Source organism: Flavobacterium facile (assembly GCF_036321945.1).
Taxonomy (GTDB): Bacteria; Bacteroidota; Bacteroidia; order Flavobacteriales; family Flavobacteriaceae; genus Flavobacterium; species Flavobacterium facile.
On record NZ_JAZAYT010000025.1, the window covers coordinates 23,652 to 48,499 of the forward strand.

Below are 24,848 nucleotides of genomic sequence, written 5' to 3' on the forward strand. Positions count from 1 at the left end.
GATGATGACAAATGAATTTTTATTAGTATTTATCATTATTCCTATAGTAGGATTTTTGATTAGTTTTTTTATTCCTGAAAAGAAAGAGTCTTGGCTATCTTGGACGGCATTTACAACCGTTTTTGTTCAGTTTTTAGTCTTATGCGTTTTTATTTCCTATTGGATAATTAACGGTAGCAAAGATTTAAATTTATTCGAAGTTTCTTTAGTCAAAACAAATGACTACGACTTCTTTATAGATTTTTATTTCGACAAAGTAACAGCTGTTTATTTATTCATTGGTGCTTTATTAACCTCAATGATAACAACATATAGTCGCTATTATTTACATCGAGAAAAAGGATACAAACGTTTTTTTATTACTGTTTTATTCTTCTTTTTTGGATATAATTTAGCCATTTTATCAGGGAATTTTGAAACCTTATTTATCGGTTGGGAAATTATCGGAATTTCATCATTTTTACTAATTGGCTTTTACAGAGAACGTTATTTACCTGTGAAAAATGCTTTCCGAGTATTTTCAATATACAGAATTGGTGATGTTGGAATTATTTTAGCGATGTGGGCAAGTCATCATTTGTTTCATGAAAACATCACTTTTATCCGACTGCACAATTACGAATTGGTCAACGAACATTTACAAAATCACACCTTAATTGGTTCGTTTATTGCCTTATGTTTGGCGTGTGCGGCTGCAGTAAAATCTGCTCAAGTGCCCTTTTCTTCTTGGTTACCAAGAGCTATGGAAGGTCCTACGCCATCAAGTGCTATTTTTTATGGTTCCCTTTCGGTACATTTAGGTGCTTTTTTAATGTTACGTACGATGCCATTCTGGGAACACCAAACGTCTATGCGAATTGCTATTGGCGTAATGGGATTCACTACAAGTATCATTACCACTTTAATTGCTAGAGTACAATCCTCTGTAAAAAGTCAAATTGCTTATAGTTCGATTTCTCAAATTGGATTGATATTTATTGAAATTGCGTTAGGATTCGAAACATTAGCTTTATTTCATATCGCTGGAAATGCGTTTTTAAGAACTTATCAATTATTGGTTTCACCATCTGTGGTAAGTTATTTAATCCGAGAACAATTTTACAATTTCGTACCTAAACAAGTAAGCAAAAGCATCCTTCCTAAAAAATTAGAAAATGCTTTATATGTATTAAGTTTAAACGAATTTCACTTGGAAAAAATAATTAGAATTTTCCTTTGGAATCCTTTAAATACGATTGGTAACAAATTAAATTTCTTAAACTTAAGAAAACTATTCTTCTTGTTTTTAAGCACGTATTTAGTTGGAAGCATCACTTTGTATTACAAAAATTCCATTCCAAGTTACGTGACGAATTATTTACCTGAAATTTTCGCTGCGATTGGATTAATATTCGTATTCAAAGCCTTTTCAGAAAGAAAAAGTCCGTTTGTAGCTTGGTTACTAATTGTTTTTAACCATTTCTGGATTGTGTTAGCCATTTTGTTTAACGAAAAAGTAAGTTATTACGAAATATCTCTTTATATCACAGGAATTGTAATAGCGGGAACTATTGGTTATATCGCTTTATTGAAATTAAAAACAATGGAAAAGAGAATTTTATTAAGTCAACATTCTGGACACGTATATGAACATCCAAAATTTGCTTTCTTTTTCTTATTAGCAGCACTTGGCGTTACAGGTTTTCCAATTACTTCCACTTTTATTGGCGAAGATTTATTGTTTAGCCATATTGAAAGTAACCAAGTAGTTTTAGCTTTTTTAGTGGCAAGTAGTTTTGTGGTTTCCGGAATAGCTGGCGTTAGAATTTACACCAGACTTTTCTTAGGAACACACATTAAAACCTATCACGAATTACCTTATAAATCATCTTAATTAAAACACATTCATTTATATGAACTCAAAAATAAAAAAATTCATCCCTGCAGACGGAATTGCGGGATTAAAAGAAAATTTCTCATCAGATGCCATATCTGGTTTTATCGTATTTTTATTAGCGCTTCCTTTAAGTTTAGGAATTGCTAAAGCATCAGAATTCCCACCAATTATGGGATTAATTACTGCCATTATTGGTGGTTTATTAGTCAGTTTAATTTCTGGTTCACGTTTAACTATAAAAGGACCAGCTGCTGGATTAATTGTAATTGTAGCTAGTGCTGTAGCAGAATTTGGAAAAGGCGATCCAATTTTAGGTTGGAAATTAGCCTTAGGTGCCATGGTAATTGCGGGTTTTGTTCAAATTTTATTTGGTGTTTTAAAACTAGGAAAACTTGCCGATTTCTTTCCACTTTCAGCAATTCATGGTATGTTAGCCGCCATTGGAATCATTATTATTGCGAAACAAATTCCGGTATTATTAAATGACAATCCAGCATTGGCAAAAGGAAAAGGTCCTTTAGAATTATTAGCTAACATTCCGAATTTCATTATGAATTTAGACTATAAAGCGACTATTATTGGTGTGGTGAGTTTAGCCATTATGTTAGGTTGGCCATACATCAAAAACAAGTACATCAAAATGTTTCCAGCGCCGCTTGTAGTTTTATTATTCGCTATTCCAGCTGAATTATATATGGATTTTGCACATACAGAACCTGCTTATTCTTTGGTAAAAATTGGAAATTTAGTAGACAATATTAATTTCAATGCTAGTTTTGAAGGAATTTCACAAACAGGAACGTTTATTAAATTCGTAATTATGTTTGCTTTGGTTGGAACTTTAGAAAGTTTATTAACCGTAAAAGCTATTGACTTAACGGATCCTTTCAAAAGAAAATCGAACGCTAATAAAGATTTAATTGCGGTTGGAATTGGAAATGTTTTCGCTGCTTTTTTAGGTGGTTTACCAATGATTGCAGAAGTAGCTCGTAGTTCTTCAAATGTGAACAATGGTGGAAAAACGCGTTGGGCAAATTTCTTTCATGGTTTTTTCATTTTAGCCTTTTTATTAGTCGCTTCCCCATTATTAGAAATGATTCCAAATGCCGCATTAGCAGCCATGTTAGTTACGGTTGGAATAAAATTAGCGCATCCAAAAGAATTCATTCATACATTTGAAATTGGAAAAGAACAATTAGCTATATTTTTAGTAACTATTTTCTTTACTTTATTTGAAGATTTATTAGTCGGTATCGCTGCTGGTATGATTTTAAACATGATTATCCACTTATTACATGGAACTCCAATTTCATCATTCTTTAAAGCGCCTACAGAAGTAGCTTTCGAAGGAAATGAGTATTTAGTTACGATTAGTAAAGCTGCAATTTTTACAAATTTCTTAGGAATTAAAAGAAAATTAGAAGAAATTCCATACGGATTTAATGTTACTATCGATTTAAAAAAGACTAAGATTGTAGACAATACAGTTATGGAAAACTTAGAACATTTCATTCATGATTATGAATCTAATGGAGGAAAAGTTACCATTAAAGGATTAGAAAATCATACGGCTTTTTCAGAACATCCAAAATCTTCAAGAAAAAATTTAAATTTTATTAATTAACAAATGAAAAGATATAGTCATTTCTTAGTAGCTCTAGTTGGGCTACTAGGAATTCTGTTGCCAAATAGTTCTAGTGCACAGACAAAAACAAGCAACAACGATGTTTGGTTTCATTATGTTGGAAAAAACATGTTAACCAAAAAATTATCGTTTACATTAGAAGCTACCATGCGATATGCAAACGGAGTTTCAGAAAAACAACAATATTTTGTGAGACCCTCTTTTGATTATCAATTTACTAAAAAATTCAATGGTAGCATTGGTTATTCGCACTACAACACATATGTATATGGAAGTCCGGCTTTAAACAAAACAGATATTCCTGAAGATCATGTTTGGATTCAAGGAACGTTTGTACACACGAAAGGAAAATTTAAATTCACACATCGTTTGAGAGATGAATTTAGATTTGTAGGCATTCCAATTAAAAACGGATCAGATTATTCAATTGATCGATACGATTACCGAAACAGATTGCGATATATGTTTTTGATAAATTATACTATAACGAAAAAGGAAGATAAAGTCAAATTATTCGGAATTCTGGGCGATGAAGCCTTTTTTAATTTGGGTTCAAACGCTGGAAAAACCTTTTTTAATCAGAACAGAATTATTGGAGGTTTAGGATATAATATTGATAAAAACCAACAAATTCAACTAAGTTATATCCATCAAAACATTTGGAATTACACCAATACTTTACAAGAAAGTAATCCAACTATTAGAATATCGTATATAACGAATTTAGATTTCAGCAAAAAAGAATAAATAGAGTTTAGTTATAATGCGAAAAATCCGTCTTGATTCATTTCTTGACGGATTTTTTATGCTCATATATTTAATTATAAGCCTTACATTTATAGGATAAAATTTAAAAATGAATTTAAAACACAAAATAGTATTTGTCTTGTTCTTTATGTTTTCAGTAACATTTGCACAAAAAACAATTCATGGTCAAGCCGTTTGGGTCGCCTATACAGGACAATATAAACTTACCAACAAGTTTGGTACTCATATTGAAGTACAATGGCGTGGCGATGCTAATTTTGAGCAAAACAGACAGAACTTATTCCGAATTGGCGGTATGTATTATTTAAACAATAAAATTACATTGAGTGCTGGTTACGGATTGATTAAAACCTACAAGCAATCCTTAAATGATTTTTTTACCGAAAACCGAACTTGGGAACAAATTCAATACAATCACAACTGGTTTGAAAATAAAAATGTAATGTCGCATCGTTTTCGTTTAGAACAGCGTTTTGTTGACAATATTGTTTTAAATAGTGATGATCAAGTTATAGTTGAAGCCACCAATTATCAAAACCGATTGAGGTATTTGAACCGAAATTTATTTCATTTATTTACATTTAATAATGACCGAAATAAAGCCTACGCCATTTTACAAGACGAATTCTTTTTCAATTTAGGAGACAATAAAGTAAATGCAAATTTCTTCGACCAAAACAGACTTTTAATAGGTTTCGGAATTAATTACGAAAATACAATCCGACTTGAAGTTGGCTATTTAAATCATTTGATAACTCCAAGTATAGGAAACAACACAATGAATCATAATGTTTCCATGAGCATTACCCATAATTTAGATTATACGAATTCGAAGAAGTAATAAAGTTTCTAAAAAACAAAAAACCGTCCTGATAAAATCGGGACGGTTTTTTTATACTTCGTAAATCTAAAATCGTAAATCTAAAATTAGACTACATCATTCCTGGCATTCCTCCGCCCATTGGACTTGGACCTGCATCTTCTTTAATTTCGATTAAAGCACATTCTGTAGTTAAAATCATACCTGCAACAGAAGCTGCATTTTCTAAAGCCACACGAGTTACTTTTTTCGGATCGATAATTCCAGCCGCTAACATTTGAACGTATTCTCCTGTTTTTGCATTGAATCCGAAATCACCTGAACCATCAATTACTTTTGCAATTACTACAGAACCTTCTCCGCCAGCATTTTCAACAATTGTACGTAATGGAGATTCGATTGCTTTGTTTATAATTTGAATTCCTGTTGCTTCGTCAGCATTTTCAGCTTTTAAATTTTCTAAAGCATTTTTAGCTCTCACTAAAGCCACACCACCACCAGCAACAATTCCTTCTTCCACAGCAGCACGAGTCGCGTGTAACGCATCGTCTACTCTGTCTTTTTTCTCTTTCATTTCTACTTCAGAAGCCGCACCAACATACAATACAGCAACTCCACCAGCTAATTTAGCCAAACGTTCTTGTAACTTTTCTTTATCGTAATCTGAAGTTGATGTTTCCATTTGTGCTTTAATTTGGTTTACACGACCTTTAATTAAGTCCGCTTCACCAGCACCGTTTACGATAGTTGTATTATCTTTATCGATAGAAATTGTTTCAGCAGTACCTAACATTTCTAAAGTTGTATTTTCTAATGAATACCCGCTTTCTTCAGCAATTACAGTTCCACCAGTTAAAATTGCAATGTCTTCTAACATGGCTTTTCTTCTGTCACCAAATCCTGGAGCTTTTACAGCAGCAATTTTTAATCCACCACGTAATTTGTTTACTACTAAAGTCGCTAACGCTTGTCCGTCCACATCTTCTGCAATAATTAATAATGGACGACTAGATTGTGCAACTGGCTCTAAAATTGGCAATAACTCTTGTAAGTTAGAGATTTTTTTATCGTATAATAACACATAAGGATTACTTAATTCTGCTACCATTTTGTCAGCATCCGTAACAAAATATGGAGATAAATATCCTCTGTCAAATTGCATTCCTTCTACAACATCTACGTAAGTATCTGTTCCTTTTGCTTCTTCAACAGTGATAACACCTTCTTTTCCTACTTTCGTGAAAGCTTTAGCGATTAAGTCACCAATCGTTTCGTCATTGTTAGCAGAAATTGAAGCAACTTGTTTAATTTTTTCAGAAGAATCACCAACTGATTGTGTTTGTTTTGCTAAATCAGCAACAATTGCTTCTACTGCTTTATCGATTCCACGTTTTAAATCCATTGGATTCGCTCCAGCGGCAACGTTTTTCAAACCTTCTTTTACGATGGCTTGAGCTAAAACAGTTGCAGTTGTAGTTCCATCTCCAGCTAAATCATTCGTTTTTGAAGCTACTTCTTTTACCATTTGCGCACCCATATTTTCTAATGGATCTGCTAATTCAATTTCTTTTGCTACAGAAACTCCGTCTTTAGTTACAGTCGGTCCTCCAAATGATTTTGAAATAATTACATTTCTACCTTTTGGTCCTAAGGTTACTTTTACTGCGTTTGCTAATGCATCTACTCCACGTTTTAAACCGTCACGAGCTTCTATATCAAATTTTATATCTTTTGCCATTGTATTTTTTTTGTTTAAAGTTTAAGGTTGTTTTTGTTTAAAGTTAACAACCCATAAATCAATTTTAATAAATAGTTTTTTCAGAAATTAAAGTTTGCAACTTGAAACCTGAAATAAAACGTTTATAATATTGCGTAAATTTCGTCTTCACGCATAATTAGGTAATCTTTACCTTCGTATTTTAATTCTGTTCCTGCATATTTACCGTATAAAACAGTATCGCCAACTTTCACTGTCATTGTATAATCTGTTTTACCAGTTCCAACAGCAACTACAGTTCCTTTTTGAGGTTTTTCTTTCGCAGTATCTGGAATAATAATTCCTGATGCAGTAGTTGTTTCTGCAGCAGAAGGTTCAATAACAACTCTGTCTGCAATAGGTTTAATATTTAATGCCATAATAATAGGTATATGTTTAGATTATTTTCGGTTTGATTCTTTCAGAAATTGTGCCAAACGCAATTTTTGACAAATTTACATAAATAAAAAAGCCAGCACTGACAGGCTGGCATTTTATAATATGAATAGCAAAATATTATTTTGCAGAATCTACTGGTTTTGCAGCAGGAGTTGTAGCTGGTTTAGCTGGAGCATCTTTAACGATTGCTGGCGCAGCATTTTCATCTACTAATTTAGAGCCACCTGTACTTCCGTTGAAACTTAAAGTTGATAATAAGATTAACAAGATTAATGAACCTCCTAAAACCCAAGTTGTTTTTTCTAAAAAGTCGGTAGTTTTTTGAACACCTCCCATTTGACCACCACCACCAAAAGATGAAGATAAACCTCCACTCTTAGGATTCTGAACCATAATAGTTAAGATTAATAAGAAACATACGATGATGATTAATGCTAAAAAAATTGTAAATGACATAACTTCTGTATTAATTATTTTGTTGTAAAATTTTTATATTTTTTATTCGGTCTGCAAAGAAACTACTTTTTTCTGGATATTTCAAAATTAAAATATCATAAGCTTGTATGGCTTTCGTATATTTTTTTTGTTCGAGATAAATTTGCGCTAACGTTTCCGTCATAATTGACGAAGGCATTTCATTGCTTTTAGCAACATTTGCTGGTATTGACGTAGTATCTTTTGCTTGAGGAATTTTCGGATTTAGTTCGATAAATTTTTCAATTAAGTCGAATTTTTTTTCTAATTCTGAAGACACTTCAAGTTGTTTTTCTTCTTCTTCACGGACAATTGGGGAAATTTTCGACAATTGCAACCATTCTGAAAAGGAATGTGTTTCGTTTTTTTCGAAATGTAATGGTTTTCCGATTTGCAATTCAGCTTCTACCTTTTCGTTTGACGATATTGGTTCTTCCTTTGCAACAAATTCAGAACGAATATTTTTTTGACCGGTTGAAATCGAATTCAAATCAATATTCAATCCTTCTTCTACTTGAACCAATTCAAAATCGGCTACAATGATATTCTGAATTTCGGCTTGGTATTTATCGTAAACCTCTTGTTGGAAAATTTTAAAATCATCAGAAGTAACAAAATCGAACAACACACTTCTATCTGTTGTGTGAGCTGCTGTTTTCTTTAATTCGTAATTATATCTGAAACTTTCCTGATTATACAATCCTTTTAAATACAAAGCACGAGCGCTCTGATAAAAAGGAAATTCTTGCACAATAGTTTCTAGTATTAACGTTTGCTTGTCGTTAATAGCCTTAGAATTATTGAGTAAGTTGATATAATCGTTTGTGTTCATTTTTGTAAAGAGCCAAGTAAAAAGTAAAAAGAGTAAGGTATGAAATTTTGAAATTAAATTACCATTTTGCTAAAGATTCATTAAAGATATCTTGAGTTATTCTTTCGTAAATCACGTCTAAAGCAGCGCTTAAAACGGAAGAAGGTAATTGATTTGCTGGATAGTCATAATAAAATGAAAAGCGTTTTTCAAAATTATCTTCTTCTGTGTTTTTACTTGAATATCTAACATTAATAGTAATTGTCATTCTATTTTGTGAAGATTGTTGATCCGCATTGGCCGACATTGGCGTGATACGATATTCTACAATTTCACCTTCATATAACAAATCGCCACCAGAACTTACTAAATTCAAATTGGTTTGATTTAAAATAGTGTTTTGCAATTTTTGTGTAAAAGTTCTTTCGATTCCAACTTCCACAATTTCAGCATTATTTGTAAAATAATTTACTTGAAAAGTTTTAGCATTTATTTTTCCTGTTCCGGTAAAGTTATATTTCACATTACAACCAACAAGTGTAAACAAGGTTAAAATTGCAATTATTTTTATCTTTAATTTCATATGCGGATATTATTGTTTTTTTTAGGACATATGGTATAGCTTTTATATCTGTGTTTGCAAGCAAACGCTTTGTTTATGGCTATTTCATTATTTTACAAATCAAATTGTTTAATTTTTCTGTATAAAGTACGTTCAGAAATACCTAATTCGTCAGCGGCGGCTTTTCTTTTTCCTTTATTTTTTTCTAACGATTTTTTAATTAATTCTATTTCTTTCGCTTCTAAACTCAACGTTTCCGACTCATCTATAGTTTCCGCATACAAGTAATTATTGTTGAAATCGTCATCATCATCGTCAAATTCTTCTTGTTCTATTTCCTCTTCTTCAGGTAACACTTTGATTTTCGATTCTTGTTCAAAAATAGTATTTTTTTCATCAGAATTGCCATAAATTTTTTGAATCAACGATTTATTGTTTTCTTGAACTTTTGCTGTTCCGTTTTGCATTAGCTCTAAGGTTAGCTTTTTCAAATCGGTTAAATCGCTTTTCATATCGAACAAAACTTTATATAAAATTTCGCGTTCGTTACTGAAATCTGAAGTGCTTTTTTTCTCACCAACTACTTGTAATGAATTACTTTCCGCACTTGGTAAATACGATTTTAAAGCTGCTAAAGAAATATCTCTATTAGCTTCTAAAACCGAAATTTGTTCCGCAGAATTTCTCAATTGTCGGATATTTCCACTCCAGCGATAATGCATTAAATAATTCACCGCATCGTCCGATAATTTAATCGGAGGCATTTTATATTTATGAGCGAAATCAGCTGCAAACTTGCGAAACAACAAATGAATATCTTCTTTTCTTTCGCGTAAAGCAGGTAAATTAATTTCGACAGTGCTTAATCGGTAATATAAATCTTCACGGAATTTCCCTTTTTCAATCGCATCTAACATGTTCACGTTAGTGGCTGCTACAATTCGAACATTTGTTTTTTGTACTTGCGAAGAACCTACTTTAATAAATTCACCATTTTCTAAAACACGCAATAATCGAACTTGAGTTGTTAATGGTAATTCTCCAACTTCATCTAAAAAAATAGTTCCGCCATCAGCTACTTCAAAATACCCTTCTCGAGTTCCTGTTGCGCCCGTAAACGAACCTTTTTCATGTCCGAAAAGTTCCGAATCAATCGTGCCTTCTGGAATAGCACCACAATTTACCGCAATGTATTTTCCGTGTTTTCTGTGCGATAACGAATGAATGATTTTAGGAATACTTTCTTTTCCCACACCACTTTCTCCAGTTACCAATACAGAAATATCTGTCGGCGCAACCTGAATGGCTTTTTCTACGGCACGATTGAGTTTTGGATCGTTTCCAATAATCTCAAAGCGTTGTTTTATGTTTTGAACTGATTCCATTTTTATTTATTTTGCCACGGATTAAAGGATTTTCACAGATTTTATAATACAAATCTACTATGTTGTAAAGATTTTGTCTGAAAATTCACTAATAATCCTACTTCTGATTTTGCTAATTTCATATAATTTAAAACTTGCGCTTTATGTTCATTAGAAAATTCTTTTACTGCCTTAACTTCTAAAATAATATCTTCATTAACAATAAAGTCAGCATAAAATTTATGCTGTAAAATTTTACCTTTATATTCAATTAAAAACTCTTTTTCTCTTTCAAATTGTATGTTATTTTCTTTAAACTCAATTTCAAGTGCATCTTTATAAATCACTTCTAACAAGCCTTGACCAAGATAATTATGAACATCCATACAAATTCCTATAATTTTATAAGTTTCTTTTTCTCTATATAATTCCATATATATAATCTGTGAAAATCATTTAATCCGTGGCTACTACTAATTCATAATTTCTGAATATCCAACCGCTTCCCCAATTAAGGTTCCACTTGTACAATCCGTTATTTTAACTAGTACGAAATCTCCTGGTTTATAATTTTCTTTTGGAAAAACCACCACAGTACTTTGTGAATTTCTTCCACTCCATTGTTTGTCTGAACGTTTAGAATCTTTTTCTACCAAAACTTCAACAGTTTGCCCCACAAAACGTTGTGTACGTTCTAAAGCAATACGTTGTTGTACTTCGATAATTTCTTGTAAACGACGTTTTTTTACTTCTTCAGGAATATCATCTTCCATTTTTCTGGCTGCTAAAGTTCCTGGTCTTTCCGAATATGAGAACATAAATCCGAAATCGTATCGTACATATTCTAATAAACTTAAGGTATCTTGATGATCTTCTTCTGTTTCTGTTGGGAAACCAGCAATAATATCTTGTGATAAAGTAATATCTGGAATCAATTTATAAATAGTATCAACCAACGTAATATATTCTTCACGAGTATGTTGGCGATTCATTTCTTTTAAAATTCTGGTACTTCCACTTTGAACGGGTAAGTGAATGTAATTACAGATGTTATGATGTTTTGCCATAACTTCAATCACTTCAAGATGCATATCTTGTGGGTTTGAAGTAGAGAAACGGAAACGCATTTTTGGAAATTGTGTTGCACATCTGTCTAACAATTGAGCAAAATCTACTGAAGTTGCTTTTTGCATTTCGCTGGCTTTTTCGAAATCTTTTTTCAAACCGCCACCATACCAAAGGTAACTGTCTACATTCTGACCTAATAAAGTTACTTCTTTAAAACCTTTACTCCATAAATCGGCAATTTCTTCAATGATACTTTCTGGTTCACGACTACGCTCACGACCACGAGTAAAAGGCACTACGCAAAACGTACACATATTATCGCAACCACGAGTTATCGATACAAACGCCGTAATTCCATTGCTGCTTAAACGTACTGGAGAAATATCTGCATAGGTTTCTTCTTTGGAAAGAATTACATTTATCGCATCACGACCGTCTTCAACATCCTTTAATAAATTTGGAATATCTTTGTAAGCATCTGGTCCTACAACCATATCTACAATTTTTTCTTCGTCTAAAAACTTTTCTTTTAAACGTTCTGCCATACATCCTAAAACTCCAACCTTCATTTTCGGGTTAATATCTCGTTTAATGGCATTATATACTTGTAATCGCTTACGAACGGTTACTTCTGCTTTATCTCTAATCGAACAAGTATTTACCAAAACCAAATCGGCTTCTTCTAAAACTTGTGTAGTATTATATCCTTCATTTGCCAAAATAGAAGCCACAACTTCACTATCCGCGAAGTTCATTTGACAACCATAACTTTCTATAAATAACTTTTTTTGGTTTTCTTTTTTTGTTTCCAAAACCATCGAGGTTCCTTGTTTGCTTTCTTCTATAACCTTTTCTTCCATAACCAGTATTATAATTTTATTTTCGAAAACTATTCTTTCGAAAATTCAGTCAGCAAAGATAGTACTAAATTTTACTATCTGCCAAATTGTCAGCATCAGTTTAACAAAATATTTTAAAATTTCTTCGCGTATACAAAAAACTAAAAAAATCAAAAAAACTACACCTATATATATTAATCAAAAAAAAAATATACTTTTGCCAAATCAAATAAATGAAAATGGCGAAGAACTTAGTTATCGTGGAGTCACCTGCAAAGGCGAAAACCATAGAAAAATTTTTAGGAACAGATTACCAAGTAGAATCTAGTTACGGGCATATTGCAGATTTACCTTCAAAGGAAATTGGTGTAGATGTGAACGACAACTTCAAACCTAAATATGAGGTTTCTCCAGATAAAAAAGCATTAGTAAAAAAACTAAAAGACTTATCTAAAAAAGCAGATATGGTTTGGCTAGCTTCCGATGAGGATCGCGAGGGTGAGGCTATTTCTTGGCATTTAGCAGAAGAATTAAAATTAGATCCTGCCAAAACAAAACGTATTGTTTTCCACGAAATTACAAAAACTGCCATTTTAAAAGCGATTGAAAATCCGAGAGATATTAATTATAATTTAGTAAACGCACAACAAGCTCGTAGAGTTTTAGACCGTTTAGTAGGTTATGAATTATCACCAGTTCTTTGGAAGAAAGTAAAAGGAGGCTTATCTGCTGGACGTGTACAATCGGTTTCAGTTCGATTAATTGTGGAGCGTGAAAGAGAAATTCAGAATTTTAAAGCGGTTGCAAGTTATTCCATCAGTGCTGAATTTACTAACGAAGCTGGAAAAACAGTAAAAGCGAAACTAAACAAGAATTTCAATACGAAAGAAGAAGCGCAAGCTTTTTTAGAAAAAAACATAAAAGCCGATTTTAAAGTTGCCGATTTAGAAACAAAACCAACTAAAAAATCACCAACAGCACCCTTTACGACTTCTACTTTACAACAAGAAGCTGCTCGTAAATTGTATTTACCTGTTGGAATTACCATGCAAATTGCACAACGTTTATACGAAGCCGGTTTAATTACGTATATGAGAACGGATAGTGTAAACCTTTCTCAAGATGCCATGGCTGCGGCAGAAGCAGAAATCACTTCGTATTACGGAAAAGAATACAGTAAACCAAGAAATTACAACACAAAATCGAAAGGTGCTCAAGAAGCGCACGAGGCTATTCGTCCGACGGACATGAGTCGCCACACCGTTGATATTGATAGAGACCAAGCGCGTTTATACGATTTAATTTGGAAACGTACTTTAGCTTCTCAAATGAGTGATGCAGAATTGGAACGTACGAATGTGAAAATTTCTGCAAATACGCATAATGAATATTTTTCTGCAACAGGCGAAGTAATCAAATTTGATGGTTTCTTAAAAGTGTACTTGGAAGGAAATGATGACGATGAAGAAGAACAAGAAGGCATGTTACCTGCTTTAAAAGTAAACGAAAAACTAAACAATAAATTCATTGCTGCAACGGAACGTTTTACCCGACCAGCAAGTAGATATACAGAAGCTTCTTTAGTAAAAAAATTAGAAGAATTAGGAATTGGTCGTCCCTCAACCTACGCGCCAACTATTTCTACCATTATCAATAGAAACTATGTTGAAAAAGGTAGTTTTGAAGGAGCAGAAAGAAAATACGAACAATTGACTTTAATTGCAAACGAGATTAAATCGCAAACTTTAAAAGAAAATTCTGGTTCGGATAAAGGAAAATTAGTTCCAACAGATATTGGAGGAATTGTGACCGATTTCTTAGTGAAAAACTTCGAAACCATTTTAGATTATAATTTCACAGCAAAAGTGGAACAAGATTTCGATGAAATTGCTGCTGGAAATGAAGATTGGCATAAAATGATGAGTAATTTTTACAATCATTTCCATCCAATTGTAACCAAAGTAGAAACAACTGCAGAACGTGAATCTGGAGAACGTATTTTAGGAACAGATCCTAAATCTGGAAAACCAGTTTCGGTTCGTTTAGGAAAATATGGTGCGATGGCGCAAATTGGTGCAATAGATGATGAAGTAAAACAATTTGCAAGTTTAAGAGCGGAGCAAAATTTAAGTACCATTACTTTAGAAGAAGTTTTAAATTTATTTTTATTACCAAAATCTTTAGGAACGTACGAAGGAGAAGAAATTGAAGTCAACAACGGACGTTTCGGACCTTATGTGAAGTTCGGAACACAATTTATTTCTTTAGCAAAAGGCGAAGAGCCATTAGATGTTACAATGGACAGAGCTATCGAATTAATCGATGAAAAAACAAAAGCAGATGCTCCAATTGCTACGTATGACAATTTACCTGTTCAAAAAGGTGTAGGTCGTTTTGGACCTTTCTTAAAATGGAATGGAATTTTCATAAATGTAAATAAAAAATACAATTTCGATAATTTATCTCAAGCAGATATTAACGAATTAATTGAAGATAAACAACAAAAGGATATCGACAAAGTGCTTCATAATTGGACAGATGAAGGCATCAAAGTGGAAAAAGCACGTTGGGGAAGATCAGTTATTACAAAAGGAAAAATAAAAATTGAATTAAGTAAAGATATTGATGCTACTAAATTAACTTTGGAAGAAGTTAAAGAGATGATTGAAAAAAAATCTCCAGCTAAAAAAACAGCAGCCAAAAAAGCTCCGGCTAAAAAAGCTCCGGCTAAAAAAGCAGTTGCAAAAAAGAAATAATATTTTCGCAATTTAAATAAAACAATCAAAAAAATATGATATTCGAATATTTACAACCTGTATCGGAAGAAATTCAGAAATTTGCAGAAAATTTATCTAATCAAACATTAGGTAAAAAGGTTGTAATGCATACAGAAACTGACTATCCTAATTTAGAAAATATTTCAATTGCAATTATTTGTGTAAACGAAAATAGAGGGGCCGATTTAGAAAATGAAAACTACAATTTCAATAACTTAAGAAAGACCCTATACAGTTTATATCCAGGTAATTGGAACAAAGGTATTGCAGATTTGGGTGATGCATTAATTGGAAATGAAACGAGTGACACCTATTTTGTGTTAAAATCCATTTGCGCGGATTTAATTAAACAAAAAATTATACCTTTGATAATTGGTGGGTCTCAAGATTTGACCTATGCCATGTATCGTTCATTCGATAATTTAGACCAAATGGTTAATCTGGTGGCTATCGATAATAAATTCGATTTTGCTAAAGAAGAAAAATTGCAATCTGATTCCTATTTATCAAGAATAATAGTAGAAGAACCAAACAATCTGTACAATTTCAGCAGTGTGGGGTACCAAACTTATTATACTTCTCAGGAAGAAATCGATTTAATTGAAAAATTATATTTTGACACCTATCGACTAGGAGAAATCATTAAGAATCCAGCAATAGTAGAACCCATATTTAGAGACGCAGATTTAATTAGTTTAGATTTAAAATCTGTAAAATCATCTGATTCTGGAAACACAACTGAATTTAATCCTAACGGTTTTGACGGAAGAGAAATTTGTGCTTTAGCAAGATACGCTGGAATAAGTGACAAAGTTAGTGCATTTGGGATATTTAATCAGTTCTTTGCTAAAAACGAAAACGAATTAATTTCTCAAATTGTTTGGTATTTTATTGAAGGTTATCATTTAAGAAGTTATGAATACCCATTTGAAGAGAAAACAAATTACAACAGATATATTGTTTTGGCTGAAGATGAAGAATTAATTTTTTACAAAAGTAACAGATCTGAAAGATGGTGGATGGAAATAAATTATAATACAATATACAATAAAAGTGTTAAAAAAACGTTATTACCTTGTACAAATGACGACTATATAGCTGCTTGTAATGCTGAAATTCCTGAAAGATGGTGGAAAGCGCACAAAAAAAGTTATTAATTTATCGTTGAAAGTATAGTATTTATCGATAAAATACACTTTTTTTAGTTTTTTTTGAGATTGCTATTGTATATGTCAAAATAAATAGATAGGTTTGAACCCTAAAATAAAATAAAATTTTATAACCCAATTAATATGAAAAAGTTTTTAGTATTATCGGCAGCATTAGCTTTATTTACAAGCTGTGGTAAAGGCGATAAAGGTGAGCTGGTAGGAGTTAAAGGCAAGAAGTGGTTTTCTGAAAAGCCATTTGGTATGTCACTTATACCTGGAGGTTCTTTTATAATGGGTAAGTCAGATGATGACGTTGCCAATATTCAAGATGCTCCAACTAAGACTGTAACAGTTCGTTCGTTTTACATGGATGAAACGGAAATTACAAATAGTGAATACCGTCAATTCGTAGAATGGGTGAAAGATTCAACTATTAGAACAAGATTAGCTATCCAAGCAGAAGAAGCAGGTGCAAAACCAGCAGAAGGCGGAAGAAGCGGAAAAGGTGGTGGAAGCATAGGTGACTATGGATTTGCTGATACTGATCCAGAAAAAATGACAGCATATGACAAATATATGTATGAAAACTATTATAGCGTTGGAACTGATACAGATCCATATGCAAATAGAAAAACTAACAAAAAAGTAAAATTAATTACTGAAACTGCAAAATATCCAGATGCGGATTATGTAGAAGTAATGGATTCTATGTATTTACCTGAATCAGAATCGTTTAATGGGTTAAAGACGATTGATGTAAGTAAATTAAAATTCAAATACAATCAAGTTGATTTAAATAAAGCAGTAAAGAAAAAAGGTCGTAAAAACTTCTATGAAGATGCACCACCTTTAGAAATTTATCCAGATACGACTGCTTGGATTAAAGATTTCGCTTACTCGTACAACGAACCAATGCACAATGATTATTTTTGGCACCAAGCTTATGGAGAATATCCAGTAGTTGGAGTTTCATGGAAACAAGCTAAAGCGTTTTGCGCTTGGAGAACAATGTACAAAAACTCTTATGTTAAAAAACAAAAAGGTAGAGACCAAGTAAACTCTTTCCGTTTACCAACTGAAGCAGAATGGGAATATGCTGCTAGAGGTGGAATTGAATCAGGAACTTACCCATGGGGTGGTCCTTATGCTAAAAACGACAGAGGATGTTTCTTAGCTAACTTCAAACCAAACAGAGGAGATTACGCTGCAGATGGTGCATTATATACTGTTGAAGCTAAATCGTACGAGCCAAATGATTTCAATTTATACAACATGGCTGGTAACGTATCTGAATGGACAGAAACTGCTTATGACGCTGGAGCTTATGAATTCGTTTCAACTATGAATCCAAACGTTGCAGATCCAAAAAATCAAAGAAAAGTAGTTCGTGGTGGATCTTGGAAAGACGTTGCTTTCTTCTTACAAGTTTCAACTCGTGATTTCGAATATGCTGATTCAGCTAGAAGTTATATCGGTTTCAGAACAGTACAAGATTACATGGGAACTGATGCAACTGGTAACAAACCAAAATAATAAACAAGAATTAACTTAACTAATTAATTATACTTAACTAACTAAAATTTAAATTATGGCAATTTTAAGCAAAAAAGCAATGGGTTTCCTTTACGGAATGGGAGCAGCAGTAGTAATCGTTGGAGCACTTTTCAAAATTCAACACTGGCCTGGTGCAGGACCGATGTTAATTGTTGGTTTATTAACTGAAGCATTAATTTTTGCATTATCAGCTTTTGAACCTGTTGAAAAAGATTTAGACTGGTCTTTAGTTTATCCTGAATTAGCAGGTGAAGATGCAAAACCAAAATCATTGAAAAAAGAAAATCCAGCTGAAGCTCAAGGTTTATTATCTCAAAAATTAGACAACTTATTAAAAGATGCTAAAATTGATGGTGAATTAATGGCAAGCTTAGGAAATAGCATTAAAAATTTCGAAGGTGCTGCTAAAGGAATCGCTCCTACAGTTGATGCTATGGCTTCGCAAAAGAAATATGCAGAAGAAATGGTTAAAGCATCTAGTTCGTTAGAAGCATTAAACAACTTATATACTGCTCAGGTTCATGCAGCTCAGAAAAATGCTGATGCTAATGCACAAATCGCAGAAAATGCAGACAAATTAAAACAACAAATGCAATCAATGACTTCTAACATTTCTTCATTAAACGCTGTATATGGTGGAATGTTATCTGCAATGCAAAACAAAGGATAATTAGTTTTATCAAATAAATTACAATTTAATTAACTAAACTAATTATTACGAAATGGCAGGAGGAAAATTAACCCCTAGACAGAAGATGGTAAACCTAATGTACTTGGTTTTCATCGCAATGTTGGCATTAAACATGTCAAAAGAAGTATTATCAGCATTTGGAAATTTTAATGATAAATTTTCTGAATCTAATAAATTAACTGACGAAGCAAATGGTAATTTATTATCTGCATTAAATACTAAAGCTAGTGATGAGCCAGCTAAATATGCAGAATCAGCTAAAAAAGCATCAGAAGTAGCTAAAATTTCAAAACAATTTGTAACATTTATAGAAAGCGTTAAAGGTGAAGTTACTTCAGGTTATGAAGTTGATGAAAATGGTAAATTACCATTTGAAGCAATGGACAAATCAAGTATTGACGAAAAATGGTTTTTAGGAGATGGCTACAGTGCAAGAGGAAAAGAAATTGTTTCAAGTATTGATAAATATGTTGCTGATATTAAAAAAGTATTAGGATCTGATGTAAAATACATTCCTTTCATAAAAGAAATCGAAAAGAAATTTTCAACAGCTGATATTAAAAACAGAGAAGGTGTAAGTGTAAAATTCTTAGATTACAAAACTAAAGGATTTCCAGATGTATCTACTTTAACATTTTTAACAGCTTTACAAAATGATGCTAAAAACACAGAAGCTGGAGCTTACAATTTATTCTTAGGAAATGCATTAAAAACTGCAGCTTCTATGAAAAACTTCCAAGCGATTGTTGTTTTAGATAAAAATGCATATTTCCAAGGTGAGCAAGTAACTGGTAAAGTGGTTTTAGGTCGTTATGACGCAAACACTCAACCAACTTCTTTCAAAGGTCCTGGAAAAATCCAAAACGGACAAGCTGTTATATCTATGACTGCTGGTGGTATTGGAGAACAAACAATCTCTGGACAATTTGGTTTCTTAGAAGATGGAAAAGAAATTCCATTAAAATTCGAAGGTACTTATGTAGTTGTTCCTCGTCCAAACTCTGCTACAATTTCAGCAGATAAAATGAATGTTGTTTATAGAGGTGTTAACAACCCAATGACAATATCTTTTGCTGGTGTTTCTAACGATAAAGTTAAAGCAAATGCAGCTGGTATGACTGGAACTAATGGTAAATATGTTTTAAGACCAGGAGCTGGAAGTACAGTAATGATTAATGTAAGTGCTACATTACCTGATGGTAAAGTGGTTTCTGACAAAAAAGAATTCCGTATTAAAGGTTTACCTGCTCCAACTGGAAAAGTTAGAGGTATGGTTGCTGCAAGTGGACCAGCTTCAAACTTAGAAGTTGTTTCAATTTCAGCTGAAATGGAAGATTTTGATTTCCCTGTAACAGCTAACGTAACTCAATTTAACGTAAAAGTTCCTGGACAACCAACAATTGTAGTTCAAGGAAACAGAATGGACGGTAGAGCTAAAGCTGCAATTAAGAAAGCAGGAAGAGGTGATGTTGTAATCATTTCTGAAATTAAAGCTACTTTCGTTGGAATTGACCAAAGACCAAAATCTATTTCGCCTTGTACTTACGAAATAAAATAATTTAAATAAAAATAAAAAAATGAATTGGAGAAATTTTTTATTAGTAGCGGTATTTAGTGTAAGCACGTTTTCGTTCGCTCAATCTAACTTACTAAACGCAAAAACACCTGCTGAAATCGGTAAAAAAACGGAAGCAGAGTTAAATGCAGATAATGACAAACCATTACCATACGGTTACGTAGGTGATAGAGATATCCTAATGGGTAAAACAGTTTGGGAAATTATTGATGTAAATCAAAGAGTTAATTTTCCTATGTATTATCCTATTGAAGGAGATTTAGGTCCAGATAGAAAACCTTTATATGATGTTTTGACTCAAGCAATGAGAGACAAAAAAATCACTGAAGTATACGACTCTGGATACTTTACAGCTAAAAAAACTTTGGATGATATTGAAAAATCATTAGTATTTACAGATACTACTGACCAAGGTATTGAAGAATTAAATGCTGGTGCAACAAAAGTTTCAGAAGAATACATTGTAAAAACTGAAATCAAAGCTATTGATGTTCAAGGATACAAAATCAAAGGATTTTGGTATTTTGACAAACGTCAAGGTGAATTAAAATACAGATTGATGGGAATTTGTCCATTAGTTCCAGACGTTTACACAATGAACTCTGAAGCTGGTAAAAATGAACCACCAATTGAATTATTCTGGGTATATTTCCCAGCAGCAAGAGATATTTTACATGGAGCAAAAGCTTTCAATGAAAAAAACTCAGCAATGCCATTCTCTTTTGACCACTTATTAAATGCACGTCGTTTTAGCGCAGTAATTTACTTAGAAGAAAATGTTTACGGAGACAGATTAATTAAAGATTACATGAAAGAAAATTCTCAAATGCAATTATTAGAATCTGAAAGAGTAAAAGAAAAAATACGTAATTTCGAATTAGATATGTGGAATTACTAATTAAAATATTTCTCCAATCATAATACTAAAAAAACTCTTACTCCGGTAAGAGTTTTTTTTTGTTTAAATTTGTACCATACAAAAACACTTTATTTGTCATTTCGACGTAAGGAGAAATCTCATATTCATAATTACTTTATGTGATTTCTCCTTACGTCGAAATGACACTATTGAGAATTTATTATTATAACACATTAAAATGGAAGTCGATTATCTTATTATTGGTTCTGGTTTAGCCGGAATTTCTTTTGCAGAAACCAGTTTATTGAACCGTAAAACAATTATGGTAATCAATGACAACTCACAAAACTCTACAACTGTAGCTGGTGGTTTATACAATCCTGTTGTTTTAAAAAGATTTACAAAAATTTGGGAAGCCGAAGCACAACTTGAAATATCAATACCGTTTTATAAAAATTTAGAGAAAAAATTAAACGAAAAATTTCTATTTGAAATTCCTTTATTAAGAAAATTAAATTCAATCGAAGAACAAAACAATTGGTTTTCCGCTTCTGACAAGCCTACTCTATCCAATTATCTAAATACTAATTTAGAAACTTTACAAAATGAGTTCATTTCCAACAATTATAAATTCGGTAAAGTAAATCACACCGGATTTTTAGACACAAAACATCTAAAAGAAACTTATACTAACTTTTTAATTTCGGAAAATAATTATTTAGAAGATACTTTTGACTATTCTAAATTGATCATTGAAGAAAATTTTATTCAATACAAAAATATCAAAGCCAAACAAATAGTTTTTGCAGAAGGATTTGGCATACATAGCAATCCTTATTTCAATAATTTACCGCTAGACGGAACTAAGGGTGAACTTTTAATTATAAAGGCTAATAACTTAAACCTAACTGAAATCATCAATTCAAGCATTTGGATTTTACCTATCGGAAATAATTTATATAAAGTTGGCGCGACTTATAATTGGGAAGACAAAACAACAACTAAAACCGAAGAAGGCAAAAACGAACTACTTTCTAACTTAAAAGATTTAATTTCTTGCGAATTTGAAATTGTAGAACATTTAGCTGGAATCAGACCAACTGTAAAAGATAGACGACCTCTTTTAGGTAGACACTTTACAGAAAAAAACATCTATATTTTAAACGGAATGGGAACAAGAGGCGTGCTCTTCGCTCCCTATTTATCAGATAAATTATATCAGTTTATAGAAAACAACATCGAATTAGATAACGAAATTTCTATCAATAGAATTTACAAAAAACTATTTAGATAATTTTTCTTTCCAATTCTTATCAAAATCAATAAAAATATTGATCCAAATATTTCTAGATACACGCATCATAATTGGCATCATGACCAATAAAGTAATTACAATTGCAATAAAAGAAGTTTTTAAAGACGATTCAAAAAATAAATAAGAAACTACAAAAGCAGCAACTGAAAAAGCAACTCCTAAACCATAACTAACATACATTGCCCCATAAAAAAAAGAAGGTTCAATACTATAAACTAATCCACATTGCGTGCATTTTTCGTGCATAGCATAAACTTTGTTTAAATTAAATGGATTTCCATCAAAATACATACTTTCCTCGTGACATTTTGGACAACAACCAGTTATCATCGCATAAATTTTAGAACCTTTACCAAACATTTCAATAATTTTAATGCAAAGGTAAGATAAGAGTAGTACTTTTGCAGACTATTAGAAAAAAAACATGCTGAATATACATAATCTTTCTGTTTCCTTTGGTGGAACGTATTTATTTGAAGAAGTAACCTTTAGAATGGGCGCTGGCGATCGCGTGGGTTTAGTCGGAAAAAATGGTGCTGGAAAATCAACAATGCTAAAAATATTGGCTGGTGATTTCAAACCAGATTCTGGACAAATTGCCACTGAAAAAGAAGTTCGTATTGGATTTTTACGTCAAGATATTGATTTTGAAGCCGGAAGAACCGTTTTAGAAGAAGCGTACCAAGCGTTCAAAGAAATCAAACTTTACGAAGCGAAGATTGAAGAAATCAATCATCAATTGGTTACTAGAACGGATTATGAAAGTGAAGCGTATTCGGAATTAATTCAACAATTAAGTGATTACCAACACCAATATGAAATTCATGGTGGTTATAATTATGTGGGTGATACTGAAAAAATATTATTAGGTTTAGGTTTCAAACGTGAAGTTTTTAACGATCAAACCGAAACCTTTTCTGGTGGATGGCGTATGCGTATTGAATTAGCAAAACTGTTACTTCAAGCGAATGACATCTTACTTTTAGATGAGCCAACGAATCACTTGGATATTGAAAGTATCATTTGGTTAGAAAGTTTTTTACGAAATTATCCTGGCGTTGTAGTAATTGTATCGCATGATAAAATGTTTTTAGATAATGTGACGAATCGTACGATTGAAATTTCTTTAGGAAAAGCGTATGATTTCAACAAACCGTATTCGCAATATTTAGAATTACGTCACGAAATTCGTGAAAAACAATTGGCGACTCAGAAAAACCAAGCTAAGAAAATTGAAGAAACAGAAAAATTAATTGAGAAATTCCGTGCTAAAGCTTCTAAAGCATCGATGGCGCAATCTTTAATTAAAAAATTAGATAAAGTAGAACGTATTGAAGTGGATGAAGACGATAATTCAGTCATGAATATTTCGTTTCCGGTTTCAAAAGTTCCAGGAAGAGTGGTAATTGAAGCCGAACATGTAACTAAAGCATACGGCGACAAAACCATCTTAAAAGACATTTCTCTTTTAGTGGAACGTGGAAGTAAAATTGCATTTGTTGGTCAGAATGGTCAAGGAAAATCGACGTTCATCAAAGCCATTGTGAACGAATTTAAATATGAAGGTGAAATTAAATTAGGACATAATGTTCAAGTGGGTTATTTTGCTCAAAATCAGGCAGAATATTTAGATGGTGAAATTACGTTGCTTCAAACTATGGAAGAAGCGGCAACGGATACGAATCGTGCGAAAGTTCGAGACATGTTGGGATCGTTTTTATTCCGTGGTGATGATGTAGAGAAAAAAGTAAAAGTACTTTCTGGAGGCGAGCGAAACCGTTTGGCTTTATGTAAGTTATTATTGCAACCTATCAACGTTTTGGTGATGGATGAGCCAACGAATCACTTGGATATTAAATCGAAAAATGTATTAAAAGCCGCACTTCAAAAATATGAAGGTACGCTCCTACTCGTTTCTCACGATAGAGATTTTTTACAAGACATGTCGAATTTAGTGTACGAATTTAAAGATCAAAAAATCAAAGAATATTTAGGCGATATTAATTATTTCTTAGAACAACGCAACTTGGAAAACATGCGTGAAGTAGAGAAAAAAGATATCGAGAAAAAAGAAGTTTCGGCAAACAACACTTCTAAAGCTTCTTACGAAGATCAAAAGAAAAATAAATCGTTATTAAACCGCTTATCTAAAATTGAAAGTCAAATTAAGCAATTAGAAATTGACATTCAAAATGACGATAAAGAATTGGCATCTAATTACGACAAACATGTAGAAAACGCCTCTTTTTTCACAGCTTACAACAAGAAAAAAGCAGAATTAGATAAACTATTATCGGATTGGGAAATTGTTCAAGAAGAGATTGATAATTTGTAGCTAATTCCAGCTTTCCATTACAAAATTTTGGTTCCGCTTTAAGGTTTTAAAAGTTGTAAAAGCGCTTCTTTGGTCGCGTTTTACAACTAAAAAAGCTAAAAAAGCGGAACCAAAATGTTTTCCACTACAATCTGGGCTAGGGCAAGTAGTTTCAAAAGAAAATTCGTTATTCTACTATTCTATAGAAAACTGGATTTGCGTTAGTGAT

Annotated in this window: 21 protein-coding genes; 12 read left to right on the plus strand and 9 right to left on the minus strand. The window is 32.3% G+C overall.

Annotation, left to right across the window (positions count from 1 at the left end):
• The first annotated feature begins 1 nt into the window (after window position 1).
• From UEQ13_RS01550 to UEQ13_RS01565, 4 genes are all read left to right on the plus strand, one after another.
• On the plus strand, window positions 2-1,873 hold the full coding sequence (locus UEQ13_RS01550) for a proton-conducting transporter transmembrane domain-containing protein (protein ID WP_329804594.1): 1,872 nt from the start codon (window positions 2-4) through the stop codon (window positions 1,871-1,873).
• A gap of 19 nt (window positions 1,874-1,892) precedes the next feature.
• The gene (locus UEQ13_RS01555; protein ID WP_329804595.1) at window positions 1,893-3,500 is read left to right on the plus strand and encodes a SulP family inorganic anion transporter; all 1,608 of its coding nucleotides are present in this window, start codon (window positions 1,893-1,895) and stop codon (window positions 3,498-3,500) included.
• 3 nt (window positions 3,501-3,503) lie between these two features.
• Entirely contained in the window at window positions 3,504-4,268 is a 765-nt protein-coding gene (locus tag UEQ13_RS01560) for a DUF2490 domain-containing protein (protein ID WP_329804596.1), read from the plus strand.
• 109 nt (window positions 4,269-4,377) lie between these two features.
• Complete coding sequence (locus tag UEQ13_RS01565) at window positions 4,378-5,130, plus strand: DUF2490 domain-containing protein (RefSeq protein WP_329804597.1); 753 nt, start codon at window positions 4,378-4,380, stop codon at window positions 5,128-5,130.
• Window positions 5,131-5,221: 91 nt separating this feature from the next.
• Here the strand turns inward: UEQ13_RS01565 and groL are convergent, their stop codons facing one another.
• The 8 genes from groL to miaB form a co-directional block, all read right to left on the minus strand.
• Window positions 5,222-6,847 carry a chaperonin GroEL gene (gene groL / locus UEQ13_RS01570; RefSeq protein WP_166130397.1) on the minus strand — a complete coding sequence of 542 codons (1,626 nt, stop codon included), beginning with the start codon at window positions 6,845-6,847 and terminating at the stop codon, window positions 5,222-5,224.
• 122 nt (window positions 6,848-6,969) lie between these two features.
• A complete protein-coding gene (locus UEQ13_RS01575; RefSeq protein ID WP_329804598.1) occupies window positions 6,970-7,245 on the minus strand; it encodes a co-chaperone GroES in 276 nt (91 codons plus the stop codon).
• A gap of 136 nt (window positions 7,246-7,381) precedes the next feature.
• Window positions 7,382-7,720 (minus strand): preprotein translocase subunit SecG, encoded by a 339-nt coding sequence (gene secG, locus UEQ13_RS01580; protein ID WP_329804599.1) that lies wholly within the window; start codon window positions 7,718-7,720, stop codon window positions 7,382-7,384.
• Window positions 7,721-7,730: 10 nt separating this feature from the next.
• Complete coding sequence (locus UEQ13_RS01585; RefSeq protein ID WP_329804600.1) at window positions 7,731-8,570, minus strand: tetratricopeptide repeat protein; 840 nt, start codon at window positions 8,568-8,570, stop codon at window positions 7,731-7,733.
• Window positions 8,571-8,628: 58 nt separating this feature from the next.
• Entirely contained in the window at window positions 8,629-9,132 is a 504-nt protein-coding gene (locus UEQ13_RS01590; RefSeq protein WP_329804601.1) for an LptE family protein, read from the minus strand.
• A 92-nt stretch (window positions 9,133-9,224) separates the two neighbouring features.
• Window positions 9,225-10,496 (minus strand): sigma-54 interaction domain-containing protein, encoded by a 1,272-nt coding sequence (locus UEQ13_RS01595; RefSeq protein ID WP_329804602.1) that lies wholly within the window; start codon window positions 10,494-10,496, stop codon window positions 9,225-9,227.
• A 41-nt stretch (window positions 10,497-10,537) separates the two neighbouring features.
• Window positions 10,538-10,909 carry a GxxExxY protein gene (locus UEQ13_RS01600; RefSeq protein ID WP_329804603.1) on the minus strand — a complete coding sequence of 124 codons (372 nt, stop codon included), beginning with the start codon at window positions 10,907-10,909 and terminating at the stop codon, window positions 10,538-10,540.
• A gap of 39 nt (window positions 10,910-10,948) precedes the next feature.
• The gene (miaB, locus tag UEQ13_RS01605) at window positions 10,949-12,403 is read right to left on the minus strand and encodes a tRNA (N6-isopentenyl adenosine(37)-C2)-methylthiotransferase MiaB (protein WP_329804604.1); all 1,455 of its coding nucleotides are present in this window, start codon (window positions 12,401-12,403) and stop codon (window positions 10,949-10,951) included.
• Window positions 12,404-12,621: 218 nt separating this feature from the next.
• Between miaB and topA the strand changes: the two genes are divergently transcribed.
• The 7 genes from topA (at window position 12,622) to UEQ13_RS01640 (ending at window position 22,284) form a co-directional block, all read left to right on the plus strand.
• Window positions 12,622-15,138, plus strand: a complete 2,517-nt coding sequence (gene topA / locus UEQ13_RS01610) for a type I DNA topoisomerase (protein WP_329804605.1) — start codon at window positions 12,622-12,624, stop codon at window positions 15,136-15,138.
• Window positions 15,139-15,173: 35 nt separating this feature from the next.
• Window positions 15,174-16,316 (plus strand): formimidoylglutamase, encoded by a 1,143-nt coding sequence (locus tag UEQ13_RS01615; protein ID WP_329804606.1) that lies wholly within the window; start codon window positions 15,174-15,176, stop codon window positions 16,314-16,316.
• Between the two features lie 135 nt (window positions 16,317-16,451).
• On the plus strand, window positions 16,452-17,843 hold the full coding sequence (gene porK, locus UEQ13_RS01620; RefSeq protein ID WP_329804607.1) for a T9SS ring complex lipoprotein PorK/GldK: 1,392 nt from the start codon (window positions 16,452-16,454) through the stop codon (window positions 17,841-17,843).
• A gap of 55 nt (window positions 17,844-17,898) precedes the next feature.
• Entirely contained in the window at window positions 17,899-18,534 is a 636-nt protein-coding gene (gene porL / locus UEQ13_RS01625) for a type IX secretion system motor protein PorL/GldL (RefSeq protein ID WP_329804608.1), read from the plus strand.
• A 52-nt stretch (window positions 18,535-18,586) separates the two neighbouring features.
• Window positions 18,587-20,113, plus strand: a complete 1,527-nt coding sequence (porM, locus tag UEQ13_RS01630; RefSeq protein WP_329804609.1) for a type IX secretion system motor protein PorM/GldM — start codon at window positions 18,587-18,589, stop codon at window positions 20,111-20,113.
• Window positions 20,114-20,132: 19 nt separating this feature from the next.
• Window positions 20,133-21,029 (plus strand): type IX secretion system ring subunit PorN/GldN, encoded by an 897-nt coding sequence (gene porN / locus UEQ13_RS01635; RefSeq protein WP_329804610.1) that lies wholly within the window; start codon window positions 20,133-20,135, stop codon window positions 21,027-21,029.
• Window positions 21,030-21,228: 199 nt separating this feature from the next.
• Window positions 21,229-22,284 (plus strand): NAD(P)/FAD-dependent oxidoreductase, encoded by a 1,056-nt coding sequence (locus UEQ13_RS01640; RefSeq protein WP_329804611.1) that lies wholly within the window; start codon window positions 21,229-21,231, stop codon window positions 22,282-22,284.
• Here the strand turns inward: UEQ13_RS01640 and UEQ13_RS01645 are convergent.
• Window positions 22,273-22,665, minus strand: coding sequence for a DUF983 domain-containing protein (locus UEQ13_RS01645; RefSeq protein WP_329804612.1), 393 nt, complete (start codon window positions 22,663-22,665; stop codon window positions 22,273-22,275). The genes UEQ13_RS01640 and UEQ13_RS01645 overlap by 12 nt on opposite strands.
• A 64-nt stretch (window positions 22,666-22,729) precedes the next feature.
• Between UEQ13_RS01645 and UEQ13_RS01650 the strand changes: the two genes are divergently transcribed.
• Window positions 22,730-24,640 carry an ABC-F family ATP-binding cassette domain-containing protein gene (locus UEQ13_RS01650; protein WP_329804613.1) on the plus strand — a complete coding sequence of 637 codons (1,911 nt, stop codon included), beginning with the start codon at window positions 22,730-22,732 and terminating at the stop codon, window positions 24,638-24,640.
• Window positions 24,641-24,848 lie beyond the last annotated feature (208 nt).